The following is a 21,277-nucleotide window of genomic DNA, read 5'->3' as shown; positions in this document are numbered from 1 at the left end:
CGCCCAATTCCTCACCACCACCGCCAGCTGAAACACCGTGTTGCAACGACCCCTGGAAACCACCGGCGGGGTATAAATCCGATAAGTCGTGGCGCGGAGCGCCCGACTTATCGGATTTCGGGCGGGGAACGGACGGCTTGTCGGGCTTGGGTTCGTGGGATCGGCGCGAAGGTGGCCGCTCGTGCGCGTCAGGAGATGGGCTCCGGGTCGCGCGCGATCAGGGCGGCGGCGGCTGCGGGGAGCGGGCGGTCTATCGGCTTGGGTGCCGTGTGTCTTCGGGGGATCGGCGCGTCAGGAGATGGGCTCCGGGTCGCGCTGGTGGGGGATCAGCGCGGAGACGGCGGCGTCGGTGCCGCGGGCGCGCAGGTCGCGCAGGAGGTGCTCGAAGCGCACGTGATCGGCGATGATGGCGTCGACGACATCCATGGGGACGATTGTCGCAGGCGCGGGCCGGGATTCGCCGCATAACGCCCGAAACGGCGCAGTACGGTGCAGGCGGCGCGGGGCCGGGCGGGGGCCTATAGCATCACGGCTGTGCCGGACAACGTGATCGCGCCCTCGATCCTCGCCGCCGACTTCGCCCGCCTGGCCGACGCGGCCCAGGCCGTGGAGGGGGCGGCGGACTGGTTGCACGTGGACGTCATGGACTACCACTTCGTGCCCAACCTCACGATCGGGCTGCCGGTGGTCCAGAGCCTGCGGAAGGCGACGACGCTGCCGTTCGACTGCCACCTGATGATCGCCGATCCGGCGCGCTGGGCGGCCGGGTACGCGGAGGCGGGGGCGTACAACGTGACGTTCCACGCCGAGGCGGCCACCGATCCCGTGGCGATCGCCAAGGACCTGCGGGCGGCCGGGAGCCGGGCCGGGCTGGCCATCGACCGGGACACCCCCGTGGAGGGGTACCTGGAGCTGCTGCCGCACTTCGACCTGCTGCTGATCATGACGATCAAGGCGGGCTTCGGGGGGCAGGCGTTCATCCCCGAGCTGCTGGAGAAGGTCCGCACCGCCAGGCGGCACGTCGACGCCGGGCACCTGGAGCTGCGGATCGAGGTGGACGGCGGGGTGGCCGAGGACACCATCGAGGCCTGCGCCGAGGCGGGGGCCGACACGTTCGTGGCCGGGACCGCCGTGTACGGCGCCGCGGACCCGGCGGCGGCGGTCCGGAAGCTGCGCGGCATCGTCGGCAGCAGCTGAGCAAGCCGCGAGCCGGCAACAGCTGAACATGCCGCGAGCCGGCAACAGCTGAACATGCCGCGAGCCGGCAGCGGCTGAGCAAGCCGCGAGCCGGCAACAGCTGAACAAACCGCGAGCCGCGGGGCATCGCCGGGAACGGCTGAGCGCGGTACCGTCCAACGGCAAGGTGGCGGATCCGAGCGGACGGGGCGGCTGTGGGCGAAAGCGATGTCATTCTCGTGGTCGACGACGATGTGGACATCGCCCGGTTCATCGAGGTCAACCTCAACCTCGAGGGCTTCGGCACGCTGCTGGCGCACGACGGGGCGACCGCGCTCGCACTGATCCAGGAGCACCAGCCCGCGCTGGCCGTGGTCGACTGGATGATGCCGCAGCTGGACGGGCTGGAGCTGACCCGGCGGCTGCGGGCCGACCCGATGACCGCGTCGATGCCGGTGATCCTGCTGACCGCGCGCGGGCAGACCGCCGACAAGGTGATCGGGTTGCAGGCCGGGGCCGACGACTACCTGGTCAAGCCGTTCGACACCCTGGAGCTGGTGGCCCGGGTGCGCTCGACGCTGCGGCGCAACCAGGAGAACCGCGAGGTCTCGCCGCTCACCGGGCTGCCCGGCAACACGCGCATCCTGCGGGAGATCAGCGACCGGGCCCGGGCCGGCAGCGACTTCGCCGTCTCGCACGTGGACATCGACCGGTTCAAGCCGGTCAACGACGTGTACGGGTTCGCGCGCGGCGACGAGTTCATCATCGCGCTCGCCCGGGCGCTGCACCGGGCCGTGGTCGAGGTCGGGCTGCCCCCGGCGTTCCTGGGGCACATCGGCGGCGACGACTTCCTCGTCGTGTGCTCGCCGGAGCAGCTCAAGGAGCTCACCACCAAGGCCATCCTGGAGTTCCAGGCCGCCTCCGACGCGCTCTACGACCCGGTGGACGCCGAGCGCGGGTACATCGAGATCGCCTCGCGCACCGGCGAGGTCCAGCAGCCCAACCTGGTCACGCTGTCCATCGGGGTGGCCATCGGCACGCCCGAGAGCGGCCGGTTCACCGACCCGCGGGAGATCATCGCGATCGCCACCGAGATGAAGAAGGTGGCCAAGAAGCACAACGGCAACTATGTGGCGGTCGACCGGCGCAGCGCCGTGGAGTTGTGACGCACATCCCGGCCCGAGCCGGGTAAGGACCGCTGGTTCTGTGCGAGACTCGGGGTACGTACCCACCACGCGCTGGCGGGGCTCGGTGAAATTCCGAACCGGCGGTAATCGGCCCATCACGGGCCGGGAGCCCGCGACCCGGTCGAAGCCATCGGCCGGTGGACCTGGTGTGAGTCCAGGGCCGACGGTCAAAGTCCGGATGGGAGTTCAGCGCGCGGGATCCGGTGCTGTCCGCTTGGCGGGCAGTTCCGGTGGGCTGCCGCGCTGTCCCCGGCGCTGTCGGGGGTCTCTGTGGCGTCCCCCCGCGTGTGATCACAGACCACGCGGGAGAGGGCCATGGCAGACGACGAGACGTTCATGCGACGCGCCATCGAGCTGGCGCGCCTGAGCCTCGGCGAGACCAGCCCCAACCCCAACGTCGGGTGCGTCGTCGTCACCCCGGACGGGCGAATCGCCGGCGAGGGCCGCACCGCGCCGGCCGGCGGGCCGCACGCCGAGGTCCGGGCGCTGGAGCAGGCGGGCGACCTCGCCCGCGGGGCCACCGCCTACGTCACGCTGGAGCCCTGCGACCACACCGGCCGCACCGGGCCGTGCTCGCGCGCCCTGGTGGCGGCGGGGGTGGCGCGCGTCGTGGCCGGCGTCCGCGACCCCAACCCGGTCGCCGCGGGCGGGGCCGAGACGTTGCGGTCCGCCGGGGTCGTCGTGGACATGGGTTCGGTACTGCACGAGTCGGCCCACGAGGCGATGGAGGGCTGGCTCACCGCCGTCTCCCGCGGCACCCCTTACGTCATCTGGAAGTTCGCGGCCACGCTCGACGGGCGCTCGGCCGCCGCCGACGGCACCAGCAAGTGGATCACGTCGCCGGCCGCCCGGGCCGACGTGCACCGGCTGCGGGCCGGCGTCGACGCCATCATCGCCGGCGCCGGCACCGTGCGGGCCGACGATCCGCAGCTCACCGTGCGGTCGCCGGAGGGTGAGCCGGCCGCCCGGCAGCCGCTGCGCGTCGTCGTCGGAGGCTCCCGCGGTACCGATGCGGGCTCCAAGGTTTTTGATCGTTCGGCGCCGACCTGGGTCGCGGCGCCGGGGGAGGACGGGCGGGTGGACCTGCCCGCCATGCTCCGCGAGCTCTACGCCCGCGGGGTGCGCGTGGCGCTGCTCGAGGGCGGCCCCACGCTCGCGGGCGCGTTCCTGGCCGAGGGACTGGTCGACCGGGTGGTCGCCTACCTCGCGCCGAAGCTGCTCGGCGCGGGCCCGGCCGCGCTGGGCTTCGCGGGGATTTCCAGCATCGCCGAGGCCTTGACGCTCGACGTTGTCGACCTTGCCCGGATCGGGCCCGACGTGCGCCTGACGGCAACAGTGAAAGGTGCGTGACCAGTGTTCACCGGCATCATCGAAGAGCTCGGCACGATCGTCGCGGTCGACCCGCTGGGCGACTCCGCCCGGCTCGCCATCCGCGGCGCGACCGTGACCTCCGACGCCGCCCACGGCGACTCGATCGCGGTCAACGGGGTCTGCCTGACCGTGGTCGACAACGCCGACGGGGTGTTCACCGCCGACGTGATGGGGGAGACGCTCAAGCGCTCGACGCTGGGCGCGCTGGCCCCCGGATCGGCGGTCAACCTGGAGCGGGCCGCGACCGTGGCCACCCGGCTCGGCGGGCACATCGTGCAGGGGCACGTGGACGGGGTCGGCACGATCCTGGCCCGGGAGGCCGGCGACCAGTGGGAGACGGTCACGTTCGCGCTGCCGGAGGGGCTCGGGCGGTACGTGGTCGAGAAGGGCTCCATCACCGTCGACGGGATCTCGCTGACCGTCGTCACTGTCACCGACGACACGTTCTCGGTCGGGCTGATCCCGACCACGCTCAAGCTCACGACGCTCGGCGCCAAGGGCGTCGGCGATCGGGTCAACCTGGAGGTCGACATCATGGCGAAGTACGTGGAGAAGCTGCTCGGGAAGGCCGCCCGATGAGCGGCCCGGAGCGAAGCGGAGGTGGCGGCCCGAGCGCGCCGGTTGCCGGTCTGGACCCGATCGAGCGGGCGATCGAGGAGATCGCCGCCGGCCGGGCGGTCATCGTGGTCGACGACGAGGACCGCGAGAACGAGGGCGACCTGATCTTCGCGGCCGAGTGCGCCACGCCGGAGCTGGTCGCGTTCATGGTGCGCTACACGTCCGGGTACATCTGCGTGCCGATCACCGAGGCCGAGGCCGACCGGCTGGACCTCCCGCCGATGTACCGGACGAACCAGGACCGGCACGGCACGGCGTACACCGTGACGGTCGACGCGCGTTTCGGCGGTACCACCGGGATCTCCGCCGCCGACCGGGCCCGCACCATCAGGCTGCTCTCCTCGCCCGAGACGCAGCCGCACGACCTGTCGCGGCCGGGCCACATCGTGCCGCTGCGGGCCAAGGACGGCGGCGTGCTGCGCCGGGTCGGCCACACCGAGGCCGCCGTGGACCTGGCCACCCTCGCCGGCCTGCGTCCCGCCGGCGTGCTGTGCGAGATGGTCAACGACGACGGCACGATGATGCGCCTGCCCGACCTGCGCGCCTTCGCCGCCGAGCACGGCCTGGCGCTCGTCAGCATCGCCGACCTCATCGCGTACCGCCGCCGGACCGAGCAGCAGATCGAGCGGGTGGCCGAGACCCGGCTGCCCACCGAGCACGGGGTCTTCCGGGCCGTCGGGTACACGCAGGAGTACGGCAACGGCGAGCACATCGCGCTGGTCTACGGCGACCTCGGCGACGGCGAGGACGTCCTCGTCCGGGTGCACTCCGAGTGCCTCACCGGCGACGTCTTCAGCTCGGTGCGCTGCGACTGCGGCCCCCAGCTGGAGGCCTCGATGAAGATGGTCGCCGCCGAGGGCCGCGGCGTGGTCCTCTACATGCGCGGCCACGAGGGCCGGGGCATCGGCCTGATCCACAAGCTGCAGGCGTACCAGCTGCAGGACCTCGGCCGGGACACCGTCGACGCCAACCTGGACCTCGGCCTTCCCGCCGACGCCCGCGACTACGGCACCGGCGCGCAGATCCTCGTCGACCTCGGTATCAAAACGATGCGACTTCTCACCAACAACCCGGCAAAGCGGGCGGGTCTGGAAGGGTACGGTCTGTCCGTGCTCGGTCGTGTGCCCCTGCCGACCCGGCCGCACCCGGAGAACGTGCGCTACCTGCGCACCAAGCGGGACCGCATGGGGCACCTGCTGGACGAGCTCGACGAGGTCGCGGAGGGACTTGCGTAATGGCTGGTAGTGGGGCGCCCGTCCTGCAACGGGTGGACGGCACGGGACTGACGCTGGGCATCGTCGCCACGAGGTGGCACGGCGAGCTGGTCGACCACATGCTGAGCCGCGCCATCGAGGCGGGCGAGGCGTCCAACGTCGACCACATCACGGTGGCGCGGGTGGACGGCGCGGTGGAGCTGCCGGTCCTGGCCCAGGCCCTGGCCCACCGCTTCGACGCGGTGGTCGCGCTGGGCGTGGTGATCCGCGGCGACACGGCCCACTTCGAGTACGTCTGCCAGTCCGTGACCGACGGCCTGACCCGGGTCGCCCTGGACGAGAGCACGCCCGTCGCCCACGGCGTGCTCACGGTGGACAACTACGACCAGGCCCGGTCGCGGGCGGGGTTCGAGGACTCGAGCGAGGACAAGGGCTACGCGGCGGCGCTGGCGGCGCTGGACGCCGCGGTGGCCCTGCGCCTGGTCGCCAAGTCCTGAGGCCGCCGGACGGGTCCGGTCCTCGGCAGTGCCGAAGTCTTCCGGCACTGCCGAGCGCCGGCGGTCAGACCTCGAGGGCGGCGGCCAGGTTGTCGCGGAAGGAACGCTCGGCCGCGGTCACCTGCTCGCCGCCGATGCCCAGGATGCCGCCGGTGGTCGCGGCGCCGACCACCTGGTCGGCCAGCGTGACCAGCCAGTACCCGTAGGTCTCGGCGTCGGCCGGCTCGGCCTTGGCGGCCAGCAGCTCGTGGGCGGCGCGGGCGCGGGAGATGACGTCGGCCAGGCCGGCCTCGCGGTCGGGGAACTCGATGATCGGGGGCTCGTCGCCGTGGGTCACGTCGCCCTGGCGGGCGACGACCTCCTCGGCGACCAGCTTGACCAGCTGGCTGGACGAGCCGCGGCCATCGGCGATCGTGGTCATGCCGGCCGTCCACTCCTCACGGGTGCGGCGGCTGCCGTCGGCCTCGGCCTGGGAGGCCGCGATCAGGACGGACTGCGGGAGGCCGACCAGCAGGCCCCACTCTTCGTCGGTGTACTTCGGCTCCGTATCCACGCGCACAGGGTAACCAGGAGATCGAACCGGTAAACCGAAGGGCGCACCCGCGCGTCGTCTCGATGTGATAGCTGCCGATGCTGCGGCGTGGGACGGTGGGGTCGTGCCCGTGCCGGAGCGCAGCGGGTCGAGCCGGAGCGCGGACGACGCGGTCGCGGCGCTGTTCGCCGCCCACTACCGGGGGCTGGTGCGCCTCGCCGCGCTGCTGCTGCACGACGACGGGCTGGCCGAGGACGTGGTCCAGGACGCGTACGTCGCACTGCACCGCCGCTGGTGGCGCCTCCGCGACGCGGACAAGGCGGTCGCCTACCTGCGGGCGAGCGTGGTCAACGGGGCCCGCTCGGCGCTGCGCCATCGTGGGGTGGCCGAGCGGCACCTGGCCCGGGAGGGCGGCGGCGACGGGCAGGAGGTGGCGAGCGCGGAGATCCAGACGCTGAGCCTCCTGCAGCATCGGGAGATCCTGGCCGCGGTACGCCGCCTGCCCACCCGTCAGCGCGAGGCCATCGTCCTGCGGTACTACGCCGACCTCTCCGAGGCCGAGATCGCCCGCGCCATGGGCGTCAGCCGCGGCGCGGTCAAGAGCCACGCGGCCCGCGGCATGGCGGCCCTGCGTCAGAGCCTGGAGCGGCAGTCATGAGGCCACCCGAGGAAGACCGCCTGCGCGAGGCCCTGCGGGCGAGGGCCGAGGAGGTCCGGATCTCCCCGGACGCCCTCCCGAGGATCCGGCAGCGATCGGCCGAGCGGCGCCGCCCCTGGCTCGCGGTGGCCGGCGCCGCGGTGGCGACCGCGCTGGCGATCGGCGCGGCGGCGGTGGTCGGCAACCCGCGTCGAGACCCGGGCGATCCGGGCCGGCCGGTGTCCACCGAGGAGTCGGCCGTGGACGTCCTCAGGCTCCCCGCCTACTTCGCCCACGACGGCCGCCTCTACCGGGAGTTCGTCCCGGTGAGCCTCGCGCAGGACAGCGACGAGAACAGGATCCGGGCCGCCGTCGAGCTGTCGGTGCGGGGCAAGGCGCAGGACCCGGACTACGCGAGCCTGTGGCCCGCGAGCACCACCGTCGTGGGCGTCGCCATCGCCGGCAAGCAGGTCACCGTCGAGCTGGCCGGCGTCGGGGGCCGGCCGGGCGACCTCGCCGTCCAGCAGCTGGTGTACACGGTGGCGGGCTCCTCGACGTACACCTCGATCAAGAAGGCCGACGGGGTGCGCCTCGTGGTCGACGGCGACCCGGTGCCGGCCACCCAGGCGCCGATGACCCAGGTCCAGGCCCCCGTCTGGGTGATCGACCCGGCCCAGAACGAGGTCGTCGGTAAGTCCTTCGCGGTCTACCTGGCCGGGGTCGTCGCGGACGGCACGGTGCACCTGCGCGTGCGCGACGCGGCCGGCGAGGTCGTCGACGAGCGGGACGTCAGGCTGAGTGCCCGGTCGCCGTCGCTCGGGGAGGCGCGCCTCACGATGCGGTTGGCCACCGGGCGGTACACCGTGGAGGCGACCAGCGGCCGGTGGACGGACGATCACGACTTCACGGTGGGGTGAGGCGCGACACGCCTGTCAGTAACCGGATTCCGTTTCCGGGTGCGTAGCTGCAAGAATTCGAGCCCGTGAAGACCTTCGACGAGCTGTTCGCCGAGCTGAGCGCCAAGGCCGCGGCCGGCACCCCCGGATCCGGCACCGTCGCTGCGCTGGAGAAGGGCGTGCATTTCATCGGCAAGAAGGTCGTCGAGGAGGCCGCCGAGAGCTGGATGGCGGCCGAGCACGAGGGGCCGCAGCGCACCGCGGAGGAGCTGTCCCAGCTGCTGTACCAGGTGCAGTGCCTGATGCTGGCGACAGGGCTGTCGCTGGAAGACGTCTACCGACATCTGTAGTTCGGTCCCGTCCTTCCCCGATCCCCGCCACCCGTCTGGAGACCAGCTCACATGCTTCGCATCGCCGTGCCCAACAAGGGCACCCTGTCCATCCCCGCCAGCCAGATGCTGCAGGAGGCCGGCTACCGCCAGCGCTCCGACCCCAAGGACCTGCTCTGCCGCGACGAGCCCAACGGCGTCGAGTTCTTCTACCTGCGCCCGCGCGACATCGCCACCTACGTCGGCTCGGGCGACCTCGACCTGGGCATCACCGGCCGTGACCTGCTCATCGACGCGGGCAGCCCGGCCGTGGAGGTGCTCGACCTGAACTTCGGCCGGGCCACGGTCCGCTTCGCCGCCGTGCCCGGCTCGGTCAAGGGCTCCAGCCCGTCCGACCTGGAGGGGCTGCGGGTCGCCACCGCCTACCCGGGCGTGATGGAGCGCTACTTCGCCGAGCACGGCGTGCGGGCCGAGGTCATCCGGCTCGACGGCGCGGTGGAGAACGCGATCCGCCTCGGCGTGGCCGACGTCATCGCCGATGTGGTCGAGACCGGCAAGACCCTGCGCCAGGCCGGCCTGGACACGCTCGGCGACCCGATCCTGAAGAGCTCGGCGGTGCTGATCCGGCGCGCCGGCGAGGAGCTTCCCGCGGGTGTACCGCAGCTGCTGCGCCGCCTCCAGGGCGTCCTCGTCGCCCGGCAGTACGTCATGCTCGCCTACGACGTGCGGGCCGACTCCCTCGACGCGGCCGTCGCGCTCACCCCCGGCATCGAGTCGCCGACCATCTCCCCGCTGCACCGCGAGGGCTGGGTCGCCGTCCAGGCGATGGTGCCGCAGGCCGACGTGCACCGGATCATGGACGAGCTCTACGACGTGGGCGCCCGCGCCATCCTGGTGACCGGAATCCACGCCTGCCGGCTGTAGTGGCAGACTGGGGCCGTGAGCACGCCAAATCCCGTTGTCGCACGGCCCCAGCGGGCCCGGGTCATCGCCTACGTCCTCGCGGCGGTCGTCGTCGTGGTCTTCACGCTGATCGCGTTCGGCCTGCACGGCAAGACCGGCGACGGGCCCGGGTACTTCCAGCGCGGCGACCAGGCGGCGATGATCGGCCTCGGGCTGTGCGCGGCCGCCGGCATCCTGCTGATGGTCCGGCCCAAGGTCGTGGCCGACGAGCAGGGCGTGCGGGTGCGCAACATCATCGGCTCGTACGACCTGCCGTGGGACGCTGTGCGCTCGGTCACCTTCGGCCGCGGCGCCCCCTGGCTCACCCTCGACCTGCAGGACGACGAGCGGGTAGCGGTCATGGCGGTGCAGATGGCCGACAAGGACTACGCCGTGAAGGCCGCCCGGGGACTGCGCGCCCTGCACACAGCGGCCTTGACACCGACCGTGGTAGAGTAGTCGACGTCGACCGACGCCCCATCTCGGATGGGGCGTCCGAAGCGGGGCCCTTGAGGTCCCCACCCGCGCAGCTCGCAGGCAGCCGGGTCCGGTCCGACCGACCCGCCTCAGTGCGGACCGGTCGAAGCGGCCCTCGCCTGCGCTTTGCGCGGCGGGGTTTTTTGCGTTGCCACGGCAACGGTCGACCGCAGGAGCTAAAACACCTATGGAGGAGGCCACATCAGCGTCGAGCCACGCGTCAACGAGCAGATCCGGGCACGTGAGGTCCGGCTGGTCGGCCCGGAGGGTGAGCAGGTGGGCATCGTCCCGCTCGAGCGCGCTCTTCAGCTGGCCGCCGACGTGGACCTGGACCTGGTCGAAGTTGCGCCCATGGCACGCCCGCCCGTCTGCAAGCTCATGGACTTCGGCAAGTTCAAGTACGAGAGCGCGCTCAAGGCCCGGGAAGCCCGGCGTAACCAGCAGCAGACCGTCATCAAGGAGATGAAGCTCCGCCCGAAGATCGATCCGCACGACTACGAGACCAAAAAGGGTCACGTGGTGCGGTTCCTGAAGGCGGGCGACAAGGTCAAGGTAACGATCATGTTCCGTGGCCGCGAGCAGAGCCGCCCGGAGCTTGGTTTCCGGCTGCTGCGCAAGCTCTCGGAGGAAATCTCGGAGCTGGGCTTCGTCGAGGCCGCGCCCAAGCAGGACGGCCGCAACATGATCATGGTCTTGGCCCCTCACCGCAACGTGAAGGCCGCGGCGACCCAGAGCCGCGAGACGAAGGCGGACGGCGGCGCGAGCTCGGAGGGCGAACCAGTCGCCGAGCTGCCCGAGGTCGTCACCGCCGACCAGGCATAACACGCACCGTCATATCAACCACCGCGTCGTGCGGGCGGGCCCGCACCACGCGGTTCCCGGCTGTGCGCCGGAGCGCTGTGGCACCCTGTCTGCTCCTCAGGACGGCAGGGTGCTGGCGCACCTCGAGGAATGAAGGGCAACACAAGCATGCCGAAGTTCAAACCGCACTCCGGGATGAAGAAGCGCGTGAAGATCACCGGTCGCGGCAAGATCCTCAGCGAGCCGGCGGGTAAGCGGCACCTGCTCGAGGTCAAGTCCAGCAAGCGGACCCGGCGCCTGAGCGGCAACGTCGAGCTCGGCCAGTCGGAGACCCGCAAGGTCAACAAGCTCCTCGGCCGATAACAGCGGCGTTCTCCCCCCGACCTTTCTTGACTTTCGACCGGCCGTACGGGCAGACCCCCGGCCGGTCTCGCATGAGGAGTAAGAACCGTGGCACGCGTGAAGCGGGCAGTGAATGCCCAGAAGAAGCGCCGCACCGTCCTGGAGACCGCCAGCGGCTACCGCGGGCAGCGCTCGCGCCTGTACCGCAAGGCCAAGGAGCAGGTGCTGCACTCGATGCAGTACGCCTACCGCGACCGTCGCGACCGCAAGGGTGACTTCCGCCAGCTGTGGATCACCCGCATCAACGCCGCGGCCCGCGCGAACGGCCTGACCTACAACCGGCTCATCCAGGGCCTGCGCCTCGCCGGCGTCGACGTCGACCGCAAGATCCTCGCCGAGCTCGCCGTCAGCGACGCCACGGCGTTCAGCGGCCTCGTCCAGGTGGCGAAGACGGCCGTTGCCGCAGCCTGACCCACGCGCAGAGCCGCGACCCGGGGTGTTCACCGTTCGGACGCCCCGGGTCGTTGCTGCTCGGCGCCTGCACCGCCGCCGGGACCGCGACGAGACCGGCCGCTTCCTGGCCGAGGGGCCGCAGGCGGTTCGCGAGGCCGTCCAGGCCGGCGTCGTCGCCGAGCTCTTCGCCACCGCCGAGGCGGTGCGCCGCTACCCGGAGCTGACCGGGGACGCCAGCCTCGTCGACGACGCGGCCATGCAGGCCCTCGCCGACACCGTGCAGCCGCAGGGGCTCGTGGCCGTGTGCCGGCAGCGCGACGTCCCGCTCGCCACGGTCCTCGCCGCCCGGCCGCGCCTCATCGCCGTCTGCGTCGACATCCGCGACCCCGGCAACGCCGGCACCGTGCTGCGCACCGCGGACGCGGCCGGCGCCACCGCCGTGGTCTTTGCCGGCGACGTCGTGGACCCCTACAACGGCAAGGCCGTGCGCTCCTCGGCCGGCAGCCTCTTCCACGTCGACGTGGTCCGGGCCCGCGACGCCGCCGCCACCGTCGCCGCCCTGCGCGCGGCCGGTGTGCAGACCCTCGCCGCCGACGGCTACGGCGACGCCGACCTCTTCGACCTCGACGCCGAGCTGGCCCGGCCCACCGCCTGGCTCTTCGGCTCCGAGGCCCACGGCCTGCCCAAGGACCTCGAGGCCGACCGGCGGGTGCGGGTGCCCCTCTACGGCGGCGCCGAGAGCCTCAACCTGGCTGCGGCGGCCGCCGTATGCTTGTACAGTTCGGCCAAAGCCCTGAGGAGCGTGTGATGAGCCTGTTTATGTGGCCCGCCGGTGACGGTGGGCGGACAGGGCGCAGCACCTCCTGACTCCTTCCCACGGCCGGCGGGCGGACCTCACTACACTGTCCGAGGCCAATCTCCCGTGGGAAGAGTCCGATGACTTACCGCAATGATCCGTACGACCCGAAGCAGCCGGCCCTGCTCGACCAGAGCGCGCTCGACGACGCCGTCGCCGGGGCCGACAAGGCGTTCGCCGGCGCCGGTGACCTGGACGCCCTCGCCGCGCTGAAGCACCAGCACCTCGGCGACAAGGCCCCGGTGTCCCTGGCCCGCCGCGAGATCGGCTCGCTGCCCCCGGCGGCCAAGGCCGACGCCGGCAAGCGCGTCAACCTCGCCCGCGTCGCCATCCAGGCCGCGTTCGACGCCCGGCTCGCGGTGCTCACCGCCGAGCGGGAGGAGCGCGTCCTCGTCGAGGAGACGGTCGACGTCACGCTGCCGACCGACCGCCGCCCGGCCGGCGCCCAGCACCCGCTGACCAAGATCATGGAGCGGGTCGGCGACCTGTTCGTGAGCATGGGCTACGAGGTCGCCGAGGGGCCCGAGGTCGAGTGGGAGTGGTACAACTTCGACGCCCTCAACATGCACCCGGACCACCCGGCGCGCTCGATGATGGACACGTTCTTCGTCGCCGCCGGCAGCACGTCGGACCGGTCCCAGGCGGAGACCGACTCGCGCGTCGTGCTGCGCACCCACACCTCGCCGGTCCAGGCGCGCACGATGACGACCCGCAAGCCGCCGATCTACATCGTCTGCCCGGGCCGCACGTACCGCACCGACGAGCTCGACGCCACCCACACCCCGGTCTTCCATCAGGTCGAGGGCCTCGTGGTGGACAAGGGCATCACGATGGGCCACCTCAAGGGCACCCTCGACAACTTCGTCAAGGGCATGTTCGGCCCGCAGGCGCGGACCCGGCTGCGGCCGTCGTACTTCCCGTTCGTCGAGCCCGGCGCCGAGATCGACCTGTGGTTCCCGCAGCACCGCGACGGCCCGCGCTGGGTCGAGTGGGGCGGCTGCGGCATGGTCAACCCGCGGGTGCTGCGCGCCTGCGGCATCGACCCGGAGGAGTACTCCGGCTTCGCGTTCGGCATGGGCATCGAGCGGGCGCTGATGTTCCGCAACGAGGCGTCGGACATGCGCGACATGGTGGAGGGCGACGTGCGGTACGCGCGGGCGTTCGGATGGGAGGCCTGAGGTGCGCGTTTCGCTTTCCTGGCTGCGCGAGCACGTCGACCTGCCGGCCGACCTCGACGGCGACGGGCTGGAGAAGGCCCTCGTCAAGGTCGGCCTGGAGGTCGAGGAGCTGCACGACGCCGGCGCCAGCGTCTCCGGGCCGCTCGTGGTCGGCCGGGTGGAGTCGATCGAGGAGCTGCAGGGGCTGAAGAAGCCGATCCGGTACTGCCTGGTCGACGTCGGCAACGAGCAGCCCCAGGGCATCATCTGCGGCGCCCGCAACTTCGCCGAGGGCGACCTGGTGGTCGTGGCGCTGCCCGGCGCCGTCCTGCCCGGCGGCTTCGAGATCTCGGCCCGCAAGACCTACGGCCACGTCTCCAACGGCATGATCTGCTCCGGCAAGGAGCTCGGCGTCAGCGACGACCACGACGGGATCATCGTGCTGAGCCCCGACTCGGCGAAGCCCGGCGACGAGGCCCGGCCGATCGTCGGGCTCGACGACGTCGTGGTCGAGATCAACGTGACCCCGGACCGCGGCTACTGCTTCTCGGTCCGCGGCATCGCCCGCGAGCTGTCGCACTCCCTCGGCGGCGCCTACCGCGACCCGGTCGCGGCGGTGGTCCCCCTCGACGGCGACGGCAGCGGGGCGTACCCGATCGAGGTGCTCGACAGCATCGCCTGCGACCGGTTCACCGCCGTCGCGGTCCGCGGCGTCGACCCGGCCGCGGCCACCCCGCAGTGGATGAAGCAGCGCCTGGCCACGGCCGGCATCCGCGCCATCTCGCTGCCGGTCGACATCACCAACTACGTGATGATCGAGATGGGCCAGCCGATGCACGCCTGGGACCTCGGCCAGCTCGCCGGCCCGCTGGTCGTGCGCCGCGCCGAGGCGGGGGAGAAGCTCACCACGCTCGACGGCGTCAACCGGGCGCTCGACCCCGAGGACATCGTCATCGCCGACGGCACCGGCGTCGTCTCGCTGGCCGCGGTCATGGGCGGCACCACCACCGAGGTCTCCCCGGCCACGGTGGACGTGCTGTTCGAGGCCGCGCACTGGGACCCGCGCTCGGTGGCCCGCACGATCCGCCGGCACAAGCTGCCCAGCGAGGCCGGCAAGCGCTACGAGCGCGGCGTCGACCCGCAGATCACCGCGGCCGCCTGCGCGCGGGCGGCGGCGCTGCTGGCCGAGCACGGCGGCGGCACCGTCTCCACCGGCGTCACCGACGTCTACGCGGTTGTCCCGCCGGCCTCGATCACGATGTCGGTGCAGCGGCCGTCGCAGCTGGCCGGCGTCGAGTACACGCCGGAGCGGGTGCTGGAGATCCTCGCGATGATCGGCACGCAGGTCGTGTCCGACGGCGACCGGCTCACCGTCACCCCGCCGAGCTGGCGGCACGACCTCAACGACCCGGCCGATCTCGCCGAGGAGGTGTTGCGCCTCGACGGGTACGACCGGATCCCCAGCGTGCTGCCGATCGCCCCGCCCGGGCGGGGGCTGACCGCGACCCAGCGGCGGCGGCGCACCGTGGGCCGGGCGCTGGCCGACGCGGGCTACATCGAGGCGCTGTGCTGGCCGTTCGTCGGCATGCCGGCCCTCGACGCGCTGCGGGTCCCGGACGGCGACCCGCGCCGGGAGGCGCTGCTGCTGCGCAACCCGCTGTCCGACGAGGAGCCGGCGCTGCGCACCACGCTGCTGCCGCCGCTGTTCGCCGCGCTGCGCCGCAACCTCGGCCGCGGGCTCAAGGACCTGGCGCTGTTCGAGATCGGGCCGGTGTTCCTGCCCGCCGGGCCGCTGCCGGTCTTCCCGGCCGCGGGCGTCGACGGGCCCCCGAGCGACGCGGACCGGGCCGAGATCGACGCGAAGCTGCCGCACCAGCCGTGGCACGTCGCCACCGTCATCGCCGGCGAGGCCGAGCCCGCCGGGTGGTGGGGCGGCGGCCGCGCGGCCGACTGGGCCGACGCGGTCGAGGCGGCCCGGACCGTGGCCGCGGCGGCCGGCGTGACGCTCACCGTGCGGGCGGCGAACTACGCGCCGTGGCACCCGGGGCGCTGCGCCGCACTGCTGGTCGGCGACGTCGTCGTCGGGCACGCGGGGGAGCTGCACCCGGCGGTCTGCGCGGACCTGGACCTGCCGCGCCGTACCGTGGCGATGGAGCTCGACCTGGACGCCGTGCCGCTGCCGGGCGTGTCGATCGCGCCCCGGCTGTCGAACTTCCCGACCGCCCTCATCGACGTCGCGCTCGTGGTCGACGCGGCCACCCCGGCCGGCGAGGTCGAGGCGGCGCTGGCCGAGGGCGCGGGGCCGCTGCTGGAGTCGGTCCGGCTCTTCGACGTGTACGCCGGGCAGCAGCTGGGCGAGGGCCGCAAGTCCCTGGCCTACAAGCTCACGTTCCGTGCCCAGGACCGCACGCTGACCGGCGAGGAGGCGCTCGCCGCGCGCGACGCCGCCGTGGCGGTGGCGGCCGACCGGCTCGGCGCGGTCCTGCGCGGAGCGTGACGAACCGGTTGCGAAGCTCGTCGACGGCGGTCACATTTGTGGATGTGGCCGCCGTCACGTGTATCCGTTATCGGACACTGTGCGTGATGCTCGGTGGCACCCGGATCCGGCGGAGATGGTACCGTCACGGCGCCGAGCCCAACCTTCCGCGCAGCTAGCGGCGTTGTACAAGGGCCGGGTCCGTGGCACAGGCCGGAACCGATCACGATCTCCTGAAGGGGCAGCGCGTGTCAGACGTCAATGCATCGGCGGGGTTCACCACCGACGTCGTGGTGATCGGTGGTTGCGGCCGGGTGGGACTCCCGCTCGGCATCGCGCTCGCCTCCCGTGGCTTGCAGGTGACCCTGTACGACATCAACGAGGCCGCCGTCGCGGTGGTCAACAGCGGAACCCTGCCGTTCGACGAGGAGGGCGCCGCGGAGCCGCTCGCGACCGCGGTGGCCGAGGGCCGGCTCAAGGCCAGCACCGACCCGGCCACGGTGGCCGAGGCCGAGCACCTGGTCGTCATCGTGGGCACCCCGGTCGACGAGCACCTCAACCCCAACATCGCGGCGGTGCCGAAGGCGATCGAGCGGTGCGCGGAGTACCTGCGCGACGGCCAGCTCATCGTCCTGCGCAGCACGGTGCACCCCGGGGTCACGGCGCTGACCGAGAAGCTCATCAAGAAGCTCGGGGTCAAGGCCGACGTGGCCTTCTGTCCGGAGCGCATCGCCGAGGGCAAGGCGATGACCGAGCTGTTCGAGCTGCCGCAGATCGTCGCCGCCCGCACTCCGGAGGCGACCGAGCGCGCCGAGAAGCTCTTCCGCAACCTGGCCGGCCAGATCGTCATCCTCGAGCCGGAGGAGGCGGAGCTCGCCAAGCTCTTCACGAACACCTGGCGGTACATCAAGTTCGCCGCCGCCAACCAGTTCTGGATGATGTCCAACGACTTCGGCCTGGACTTCGAGCGCATCCGGCACGCGATCCGGTTCCAGTACCCGCGCGCCACCGACATGCCGGGCGCCGGCTTCGCGGCCGGGCCGTGCCTGCTCAAGGACACGATGCAGCTCGCGGCGTTCAACAACAACAACTTCGTCCTCGGCCACAGCGCGATGCTCATCAACGAGGGCCTTCCGCTGTACGTCGTGTCGAAGCTCCAGGAGCGCTTCGACCTGTCGGAGATGACCGTCGGCATCCTGGGCATGGCGTTCAAGGGCGGCAGCGACGACATCCGCGAGTCGCTGGCCTACAAGCTGCGCAAGGTCGTGATGCTGCGGGCCAAGGAGACGCTCTGCACCGACCCCTACGTCAAGGACGACCGTTTCGTCCCGCTCGACGAGGTGCTCACGCGGGCGGACCTGCTCATCGTTGCCGCACCCCACCCGGAGTACCGTGACCTGCAGACCGACATCCCGGTCGCGGACATGTGGGGCGTGACGAACAAGGGCGTGCGTATATGAGCTTGGTACCACAGGTCTCTGTGGTGATCCCGGTCTACAACGAGGGAGCGGCGATCGTCCGCTGCCTCGACCGCATCCTCCGCGAGGTGATGATGCCGGCCGAGATCCTCGTGGTGCACGACATGCCCGAGGACACGACCGTGCCGTTCGCGCAGGAGGTGGCCGGCCGCGACCCGCGGGTGCGCACCGTGCTCAACACGTACGGCCGCGGCCCGGCCAACGCGATCCGCTTCGGCATCGACGTGGCCCGCGCCCCGGTCGCGGTGGTCACCATGGCCGACGGTTCCGACGACCCGCGCCAGATCGAGGATTTGGCGCGGCTCGTGGACCGCGGCGTGGTCGTCGCGGCCGCGTCCCGGTACATGCCGGGCGGGCAGCAGGTCGGCGGCCCCCGGTTCAAGCGGTTCCTGTCCCGCAACGCGGGCCGGACCCTGCACTGGTTCGCCCGGGTGGGCACGCGCGACGCCACGAACAGCTTCAAGGCGTACTCGACCGAGTTCGTGCGCAAGGTCGGCATCGAGTCCAAGACGGGCTTCGAGATCGGCATCGAACTCACCGCGAAGGCGGCCCGGCTGCGGCTGCCCGTGGCCGAGATCCCCACCATCTGGCTGGACCGCCAGCTCGGCGAGTCCCGCTTCGATGTGGGGCGGTTCATGCCGAGTTACCTCAAGTGGTACCGGTTCGCGTTCGGCCCCAGACTGACAATGGAACAGCTGGCCAAGCGCCCGGCTTCCTCCGCGGCCCGCGACGACGCGCAGGCCGCGCGCGAAAGCTCATCCGCACATCAAGGCTAAGGAGTGTTAGTGGCAAAGGTCCTGGTCACCGGCTCGGCCGGCTTCATCGGTGGATATGTCGTCGAGGAGCTGCTGTCCCGCGGCTACCAGGTCGTCGGCCTGGATAACTACTCGAAGTACGGCCCGGTCACCCGCAGCTACGACTCCCACCCGGACTACCGGTTCGTCGAGGGCGACGCCCGCGACGTCGACCTGGTCACCGAGCTGCTGGACGGCTGCGAGCACTTCATCGCCGGCGCGGCGCTGATCGGCGGCATCTCCTACTTCCACGCGTACGCCTACGACCTGCTCGCCACCAACGAGCGGATCATGGCCTCGTCCTGCGACGCCGCGATCAAGGCGTTCCAGGCCGGGACGCTGAAGAAGATGACGTACATGTCCTCGTCCATGGTCTTCGAGTCGACCACGCACTGGCCCTCGAAGGAGGGCGACGAGCGCGCGGTGCCGCCGCCGCTGTCCTCCTACGGCTTCCAGAAGCTGGCCGTGGAGTACTTCGCCAAGGCCGCCTGGGACCAGTACCGGCTGCCCTACACGATCGTGCGCCCGTTCAACTGCGTCGGCGTGGGCGAGGGCCGCGCGCTGGGCGAGGTCGAGGTCCTCTCCGGCAACGTGAAGCTGGCCATGTCCCACGTGGTGCCCGACATCGTGCAGAAGATCGTCAAGGGCCAGGACCCGCTGCACATCCTCGGCACCGGCGACCAGGTCCGGCACTACACCTACGGCGGCGACCTGGCCAAGGGCATCATTGCGGCGATGGAGTCCGACGCGGCGCTCAACGAGGACTTCAACGTCTCGACCGAGCAGTCGACCACGGTCCTCGAGCTGGCCGAGGTGATCTGGCGCAAGATCAAGGGCCCCGACGTGCCGCTGCGCGTGATCTCCGACGACCCGTACGAGTACGACGTCCAGAAGCGCGTGCCGGACTGCACCAAGGCGCGCGAGGTCCTCGGCTTCGAGGCGACGACGTCGCTGGACGAGATGCTGGACGAGGTCATCCCGTGGGTGACCGAGGCGGTCAAGGAAGGCCGGCTGTAGTCCTTTTGGCGTTAATGGGCCCCGCCGCTCGGCGGGGCCCATTTTCGTTGTATGGGTGTGCTTGCCCATCAACAATGCGAAATTTCCGGACTTGCCCGATTTCGCCGTGACGTGGCCACGCGCGAGCCGACCCGCCCCGCCACGACTTCTGGCGCACCGGACGTGGGTGACTCCGCCGACCTGGTTGGCGTGACCGATGTCCCTGGGTCGGTGGAGATAGGCGGCGCTTGCGAGGTTGGTGGCGTGGCCGAGGTGGTCGGCGTGGTGGAGGTGGGCGGCGCCGCTGGGTTGGCTGGCGCGGCCGACCTTGCTGGCGTGGGGGAGACAGGCGGCGCGTCCGAGGGTAGCGGCGTGGCCGAGTTGGGTGGTCTGGCCGATGTAGCTGGCGCGGCGGACTTGGGCGGCGTGGCCGCGGTGGGCGGCGGGGCGGGTGTAGCCGGTGCGGTGGAGATGGGTGGCGCGTCCGAGGGTGGCGTGGCCGAGTTGGGTGGTCTGGCCGAGTTGGGTGGTCTGGCCGATGTAGCTGGCGCGGCGAACGTGGGCGGCGCGGCCGGCGTGGGTGGCGCGGCGAAGGTGGCCCGGTTGGCGGGCTTGGGTGGGGTGATGGAGGCGGCTCGCGGGGGCGCTCTGGCTGGCGTGGGTGCCGCGCGATCAAGGCCGAGCGGCACCGAGGTTTTGCCCCGAAAAATCCCGAAAGCTGACGCTTTCAGGATTTTTCGGACATTTCCCCGGTCAGGGTATAAATCCGATAAGTCGCGGCGCGGAGCGCCCGACTTATCGCAATTCGCAGTATCAGCAGCGTTCGTCGGACTGGGCACGGTCGCAGGGCTGCTGAGAACCCACGAGATCGACTCCATCTGGGCCGAGGACGGGCAGAACTTCCTCACCGACGCGCTCAACCGGCCGTGGTACGAGGCGGTCTTCACGCCGTTCAACGGGTACTTTCACGTGGCCGCCCGGCTCGGCTGGGCGCTCATCGCGCTCTTCCCGCTGCAATGGGCGGCCGTGCTCAACGCCGGGCTCGATGCGCTGGTCACCAGTCTGCTCGCGGTTGCCGTGTACCGGGCGGCGCGGGAGCGCATCTCCGGCGGGGCCGCCGCGCTCGTCGGGGTCAGTGCGGCGCTGCCGATCGGGTTCGTGCCCAACGCGCTGGCGCAGCTGCAGTTCCCGCTCGTGTACGCCGGGCTCTGGATGCTGCTGTGGCGGCGCACGAGCGTGCTCTTGGTCGGGCTTCCCGGGCTCGCGGCGCTCAACTCCATGCTCGGCGTCCTGCTGCTGCCGGTGGCGGTCGGCGGGCTCGTGAAGTACCGGTGCCGGGAATGGCGCTTCAAGCTCCTCGGGCTGCTGCCGGGCGCATTGTTGCAGGTGGGTGCGATGCTCGCCGGGAAGACCGAGCGCGGGCTGGGCGAGCGGCCCGAGTGGGACCCGGCCGTGCTCGCCGCGCTGTACCTGCGGTGGGGGGTGCCGCACGCGTTCGTCGGGCTGGAGTGGCCGGCGTGGGCGCCGCTGGATCTCGGGCTGCTCGTCCCGGTGCTGCTGCTCGGGGTTGCGCTGCACCGGAGGGCGTATGCGAGGATTCGGCTCGCGGGGATCCTGGCCGGGTTCGGGGCGCTTGCCGGGATTGTCCAGTTCGGCGCGCACGGGGGCGTGGAGGACCGGTACCTCGTGCTCGTCGCCCTGCCGACCGTCGCCGCGGCGGCTTGCCTGGCCGACGGGGCGCAACGACAAAGGGTGGTTTCAGGTTGCCTTGCGCGCCGTTTGCCACTTGTCGTGTTTGCGACAGTTTTCGCGGTCGTGGCGGCGGTCAATCTGCGGCCCGAAGGGCCCCGCGACGGCTCGCCGCGGTGGGGGCCGATCGTGGCCGACGCTCGGGCGGAATGCCTTGTGCAGCCCGGTTCGGGGCGGGTGACCGTCCACATCGCGCAGTGGCCGGTGCTCGGCTGGGAGACGGTGCTGCCCTGTTCCCGGCTGCGATGATCGAAGGTCGCTGTGGCTTCACGCGGGTGTACCGCTGAGTTCTCCCGCCG

General features: G+C 71.7%; 23 protein-coding genes and 1 riboswitch. Of the genes, 21 read left to right on the top strand and 2 right to left on the bottom strand.

The window, feature by feature from the left end:
- Positions 1–291: 291 nt before the first annotated feature.
- A complete protein-coding gene (locus ABD352_RS53645; protein ID WP_344620418.1) occupies positions 292–426 on the bottom strand; it encodes a hypothetical protein in 135 nt (44 codons plus the stop codon).
- Positions 427–534: 108 nt separating this feature from the next.
- Here ABD352_RS53645 and rpe point away from each other — a divergent pair, with 108 nt between their 5' ends.
- The 6 genes from rpe (at position 535) to ribH (ending at position 6,063) form a co-directional block, all read left to right on the top strand.
- Positions 535–1,197, top strand: a complete 663-nt coding sequence (rpe, locus tag ABD352_RS53640) for a ribulose-phosphate 3-epimerase (RefSeq protein ID WP_425553985.1) — start codon at positions 535–537, stop codon at positions 1,195–1,197.
- Between the two features lie 173 nt (positions 1,198–1,370).
- Complete coding sequence (locus ABD352_RS53635) at positions 1,371–2,342, top strand: GGDEF domain-containing response regulator (RefSeq protein WP_425553986.1); 972 nt, start codon at positions 1,371–1,373, stop codon at positions 2,340–2,342.
- A gap of 67 nt (positions 2,343–2,409) precedes the next feature.
- Positions 2,410–2,558: riboswitch (FMN riboswitch) on the top strand.
- Between the two features lie 120 nt (positions 2,559–2,678).
- A complete protein-coding gene (gene ribD, locus ABD352_RS53630) occupies positions 2,679–3,713 on the top strand; it encodes a bifunctional diaminohydroxyphosphoribosylaminopyrimidine deaminase/5-amino-6-(5-phosphoribosylamino)uracil reductase RibD (protein WP_344620416.1) in 1,035 nt (344 codons plus the stop codon).
- A 3-nt stretch (positions 3,714–3,716) separates the two neighbouring features.
- Positions 3,717–4,313, top strand: coding sequence for a riboflavin synthase (locus ABD352_RS53625; RefSeq protein ID WP_344620415.1), 597 nt, complete (start codon positions 3,717–3,719; stop codon positions 4,311–4,313).
- Positions 4,310–5,587, top strand: coding sequence for a bifunctional 3,4-dihydroxy-2-butanone-4-phosphate synthase/GTP cyclohydrolase II (locus tag ABD352_RS53620; RefSeq protein WP_344620414.1), 1,278 nt, complete (start codon positions 4,310–4,312; stop codon positions 5,585–5,587). The genes ABD352_RS53625 and ABD352_RS53620 overlap by 4 nt, the downstream gene beginning before the upstream one ends.
- Positions 5,587–6,063: a 6,7-dimethyl-8-ribityllumazine synthase gene (gene ribH / locus ABD352_RS53615; protein ID WP_344620413.1), complete on the top strand. Its 477-nt coding sequence runs from the start codon at positions 5,587–5,589 to the stop codon at positions 6,061–6,063. Before ABD352_RS53620 ends, ribH begins: the two co-directional genes overlap by 1 nt.
- Positions 6,064–6,127: 64 nt before the next feature.
- Here the strand turns inward: ribH and ABD352_RS53610 are convergent, their stop codons facing one another.
- Entirely contained in the window at positions 6,128–6,616 is a 489-nt protein-coding gene (locus ABD352_RS53610) for a hypothetical protein (RefSeq protein ID WP_344620412.1), read from the bottom strand.
- Positions 6,617–6,719: 103 nt separating this feature from the next.
- On the opposite strand from ABD352_RS53610, the gene ABD352_RS53605 reads away from it, so the two are divergent.
- From ABD352_RS53605 to ABD352_RS53535, 15 genes are all read left to right on the top strand, one after another.
- Positions 6,720–7,253, top strand: coding sequence for a SigE family RNA polymerase sigma factor (locus ABD352_RS53605; RefSeq protein ID WP_344620411.1), 534 nt, complete (start codon positions 6,720–6,722; stop codon positions 7,251–7,253).
- Positions 7,250–8,149 (top strand): GerMN domain-containing protein, encoded by a 900-nt coding sequence (locus tag ABD352_RS53600; protein WP_344620410.1) that lies wholly within the window; start codon positions 7,250–7,252, stop codon positions 8,147–8,149. The genes ABD352_RS53605 and ABD352_RS53600 overlap by 4 nt, the downstream gene beginning before the upstream one ends.
- Before the next feature lie 65 nt (positions 8,150–8,214).
- Positions 8,215–8,478 (top strand): phosphoribosyl-ATP diphosphatase, encoded by a 264-nt coding sequence (locus ABD352_RS53595; protein ID WP_344620409.1) that lies wholly within the window; start codon positions 8,215–8,217, stop codon positions 8,476–8,478.
- A gap of 51 nt (positions 8,479–8,529) precedes the next feature.
- A complete protein-coding gene (hisG, locus tag ABD352_RS53590) occupies positions 8,530–9,381 on the top strand; it encodes an ATP phosphoribosyltransferase (RefSeq protein WP_344620408.1) in 852 nt (283 codons plus the stop codon).
- A gap of 15 nt (positions 9,382–9,396) precedes the next feature.
- On the top strand, positions 9,397–9,858 hold the full coding sequence (locus tag ABD352_RS53585) for a PH domain-containing protein (protein ID WP_344620407.1): 462 nt from the start codon (positions 9,397–9,399) through the stop codon (positions 9,856–9,858).
- Positions 9,859–10,077: 219 nt separating this feature from the next.
- Entirely contained in the window at positions 10,078–10,698 is a 621-nt protein-coding gene (gene infC / locus ABD352_RS53580; protein ID WP_344620421.1) for a translation initiation factor IF-3, read from the top strand.
- A gap of 147 nt (positions 10,699–10,845) precedes the next feature.
- The gene (gene rpmI, locus ABD352_RS53575) at positions 10,846–11,040 is read left to right on the top strand and encodes a 50S ribosomal protein L35 (RefSeq protein ID WP_344620406.1); all 195 of its coding nucleotides are present in this window, start codon (positions 10,846–10,848) and stop codon (positions 11,038–11,040) included.
- 87 nt (positions 11,041–11,127) lie between these two features.
- Positions 11,128–11,490, top strand: a complete 363-nt coding sequence (rplT, locus tag ABD352_RS53570) for a 50S ribosomal protein L20 (RefSeq protein ID WP_344620405.1) — start codon at positions 11,128–11,130, stop codon at positions 11,488–11,490.
- Between the two features lie 25 nt (positions 11,491–11,515).
- On the top strand, positions 11,516–12,280 hold the full coding sequence (locus ABD352_RS53565) for a TrmH family RNA methyltransferase (RefSeq protein ID WP_344620404.1): 765 nt from the start codon (positions 11,516–11,518) through the stop codon (positions 12,278–12,280).
- A 128-nt stretch (positions 12,281–12,408) separates the two neighbouring features.
- The gene (pheS, locus tag ABD352_RS53560) at positions 12,409–13,506 is read left to right on the top strand and encodes a phenylalanine--tRNA ligase subunit alpha (RefSeq protein ID WP_344620403.1); all 1,098 of its coding nucleotides are present in this window, start codon (positions 12,409–12,411) and stop codon (positions 13,504–13,506) included.
- 1 nt (position 13,507) lies between these two features.
- A complete protein-coding gene (pheT, locus tag ABD352_RS53555) occupies positions 13,508–15,982 on the top strand; it encodes a phenylalanine--tRNA ligase subunit beta (RefSeq protein ID WP_344620402.1) in 2,475 nt (824 codons plus the stop codon).
- Positions 15,983–16,209: 227 nt separating this feature from the next.
- The gene (locus ABD352_RS53550) at positions 16,210–17,421 is read left to right on the top strand and encodes a nucleotide sugar dehydrogenase (protein WP_344620401.1); all 1,212 of its coding nucleotides are present in this window, start codon (positions 16,210–16,212) and stop codon (positions 17,419–17,421) included.
- The gene (locus tag ABD352_RS53545) at positions 17,418–18,215 is read left to right on the top strand and encodes a glycosyltransferase family 2 protein (protein WP_344620400.1); all 798 of its coding nucleotides are present in this window, start codon (positions 17,418–17,420) and stop codon (positions 18,213–18,215) included. Before ABD352_RS53550 ends, ABD352_RS53545 begins: the two co-directional genes overlap by 4 nt.
- Positions 18,216–18,224: 9 nt before the next feature.
- Positions 18,225–19,250 carry an NAD-dependent epimerase/dehydratase family protein gene (locus tag ABD352_RS53540; protein ID WP_344620399.1) on the top strand — a complete coding sequence of 342 codons (1,026 nt, stop codon included), beginning with the start codon at positions 18,225–18,227 and terminating at the stop codon, positions 19,248–19,250.
- A 243-nt stretch (positions 19,251–19,493) separates the two neighbouring features.
- A complete protein-coding gene (locus tag ABD352_RS53535) occupies positions 19,494–21,227 on the top strand; it encodes a hypothetical protein (RefSeq protein ID WP_344620398.1) in 1,734 nt (577 codons plus the stop codon).
- Positions 21,228–21,277: the final 50 nt, after the last annotated feature.

Source organism: Dactylosporangium salmoneum (assembly GCF_039532525.1).
In the GTDB taxonomy this organism is placed as follows: domain Bacteria; phylum Actinomycetota; class Actinomycetes; order Mycobacteriales; family Micromonosporaceae; genus Dactylosporangium; species Dactylosporangium salmoneum.
This window is presented reverse-complemented; position numbering and strand designations above follow the sequence as displayed.

Coding starts and splice junctions, on each gene's coding strand:
- ribD (WP_344620416.1), top strand. CDS start 2,679: ATGGCAGACGACGAGACGTTCATGCGACGCGCCATCGAGCTGGCGCGC.
- pheS (WP_344620403.1), top strand. CDS start 12,409: ATGACTTACCGCAATGATCCGTACGACCCGAAGCAGCCGGCCCTGCTC.
- hisG (WP_344620408.1), top strand. CDS start 8,530: ATGCTTCGCATCGCCGTGCCCAACAAGGGCACCCTGTCCATCCCCGCC.
- ABD352_RS53545 (WP_344620400.1), top strand. CDS start 17,418: ATGAGCTTGGTACCACAGGTCTCTGTGGTGATCCCGGTCTACAACGAG.
- ABD352_RS53645 (WP_344620418.1), bottom strand. CDS start 426: ATGGATGTCGTCGACGCCATCATCGCCGATCACGTGCGCTTCGAGCAC.
- ribH (WP_344620413.1), top strand. CDS start 5,587: ATGGCTGGTAGTGGGGCGCCCGTCCTGCAACGGGTGGACGGCACGGGA.
- rpmI (WP_344620406.1), top strand. CDS start 10,846: ATGCCGAAGTTCAAACCGCACTCCGGGATGAAGAAGCGCGTGAAGATC.
- ABD352_RS53620 (WP_344620414.1), top strand. CDS start 4,310: ATGAGCGGCCCGGAGCGAAGCGGAGGTGGCGGCCCGAGCGCGCCGGTT.
- ABD352_RS53600 (WP_344620410.1), top strand. CDS start 7,250: ATGAGGCCACCCGAGGAAGACCGCCTGCGCGAGGCCCTGCGGGCGAGG.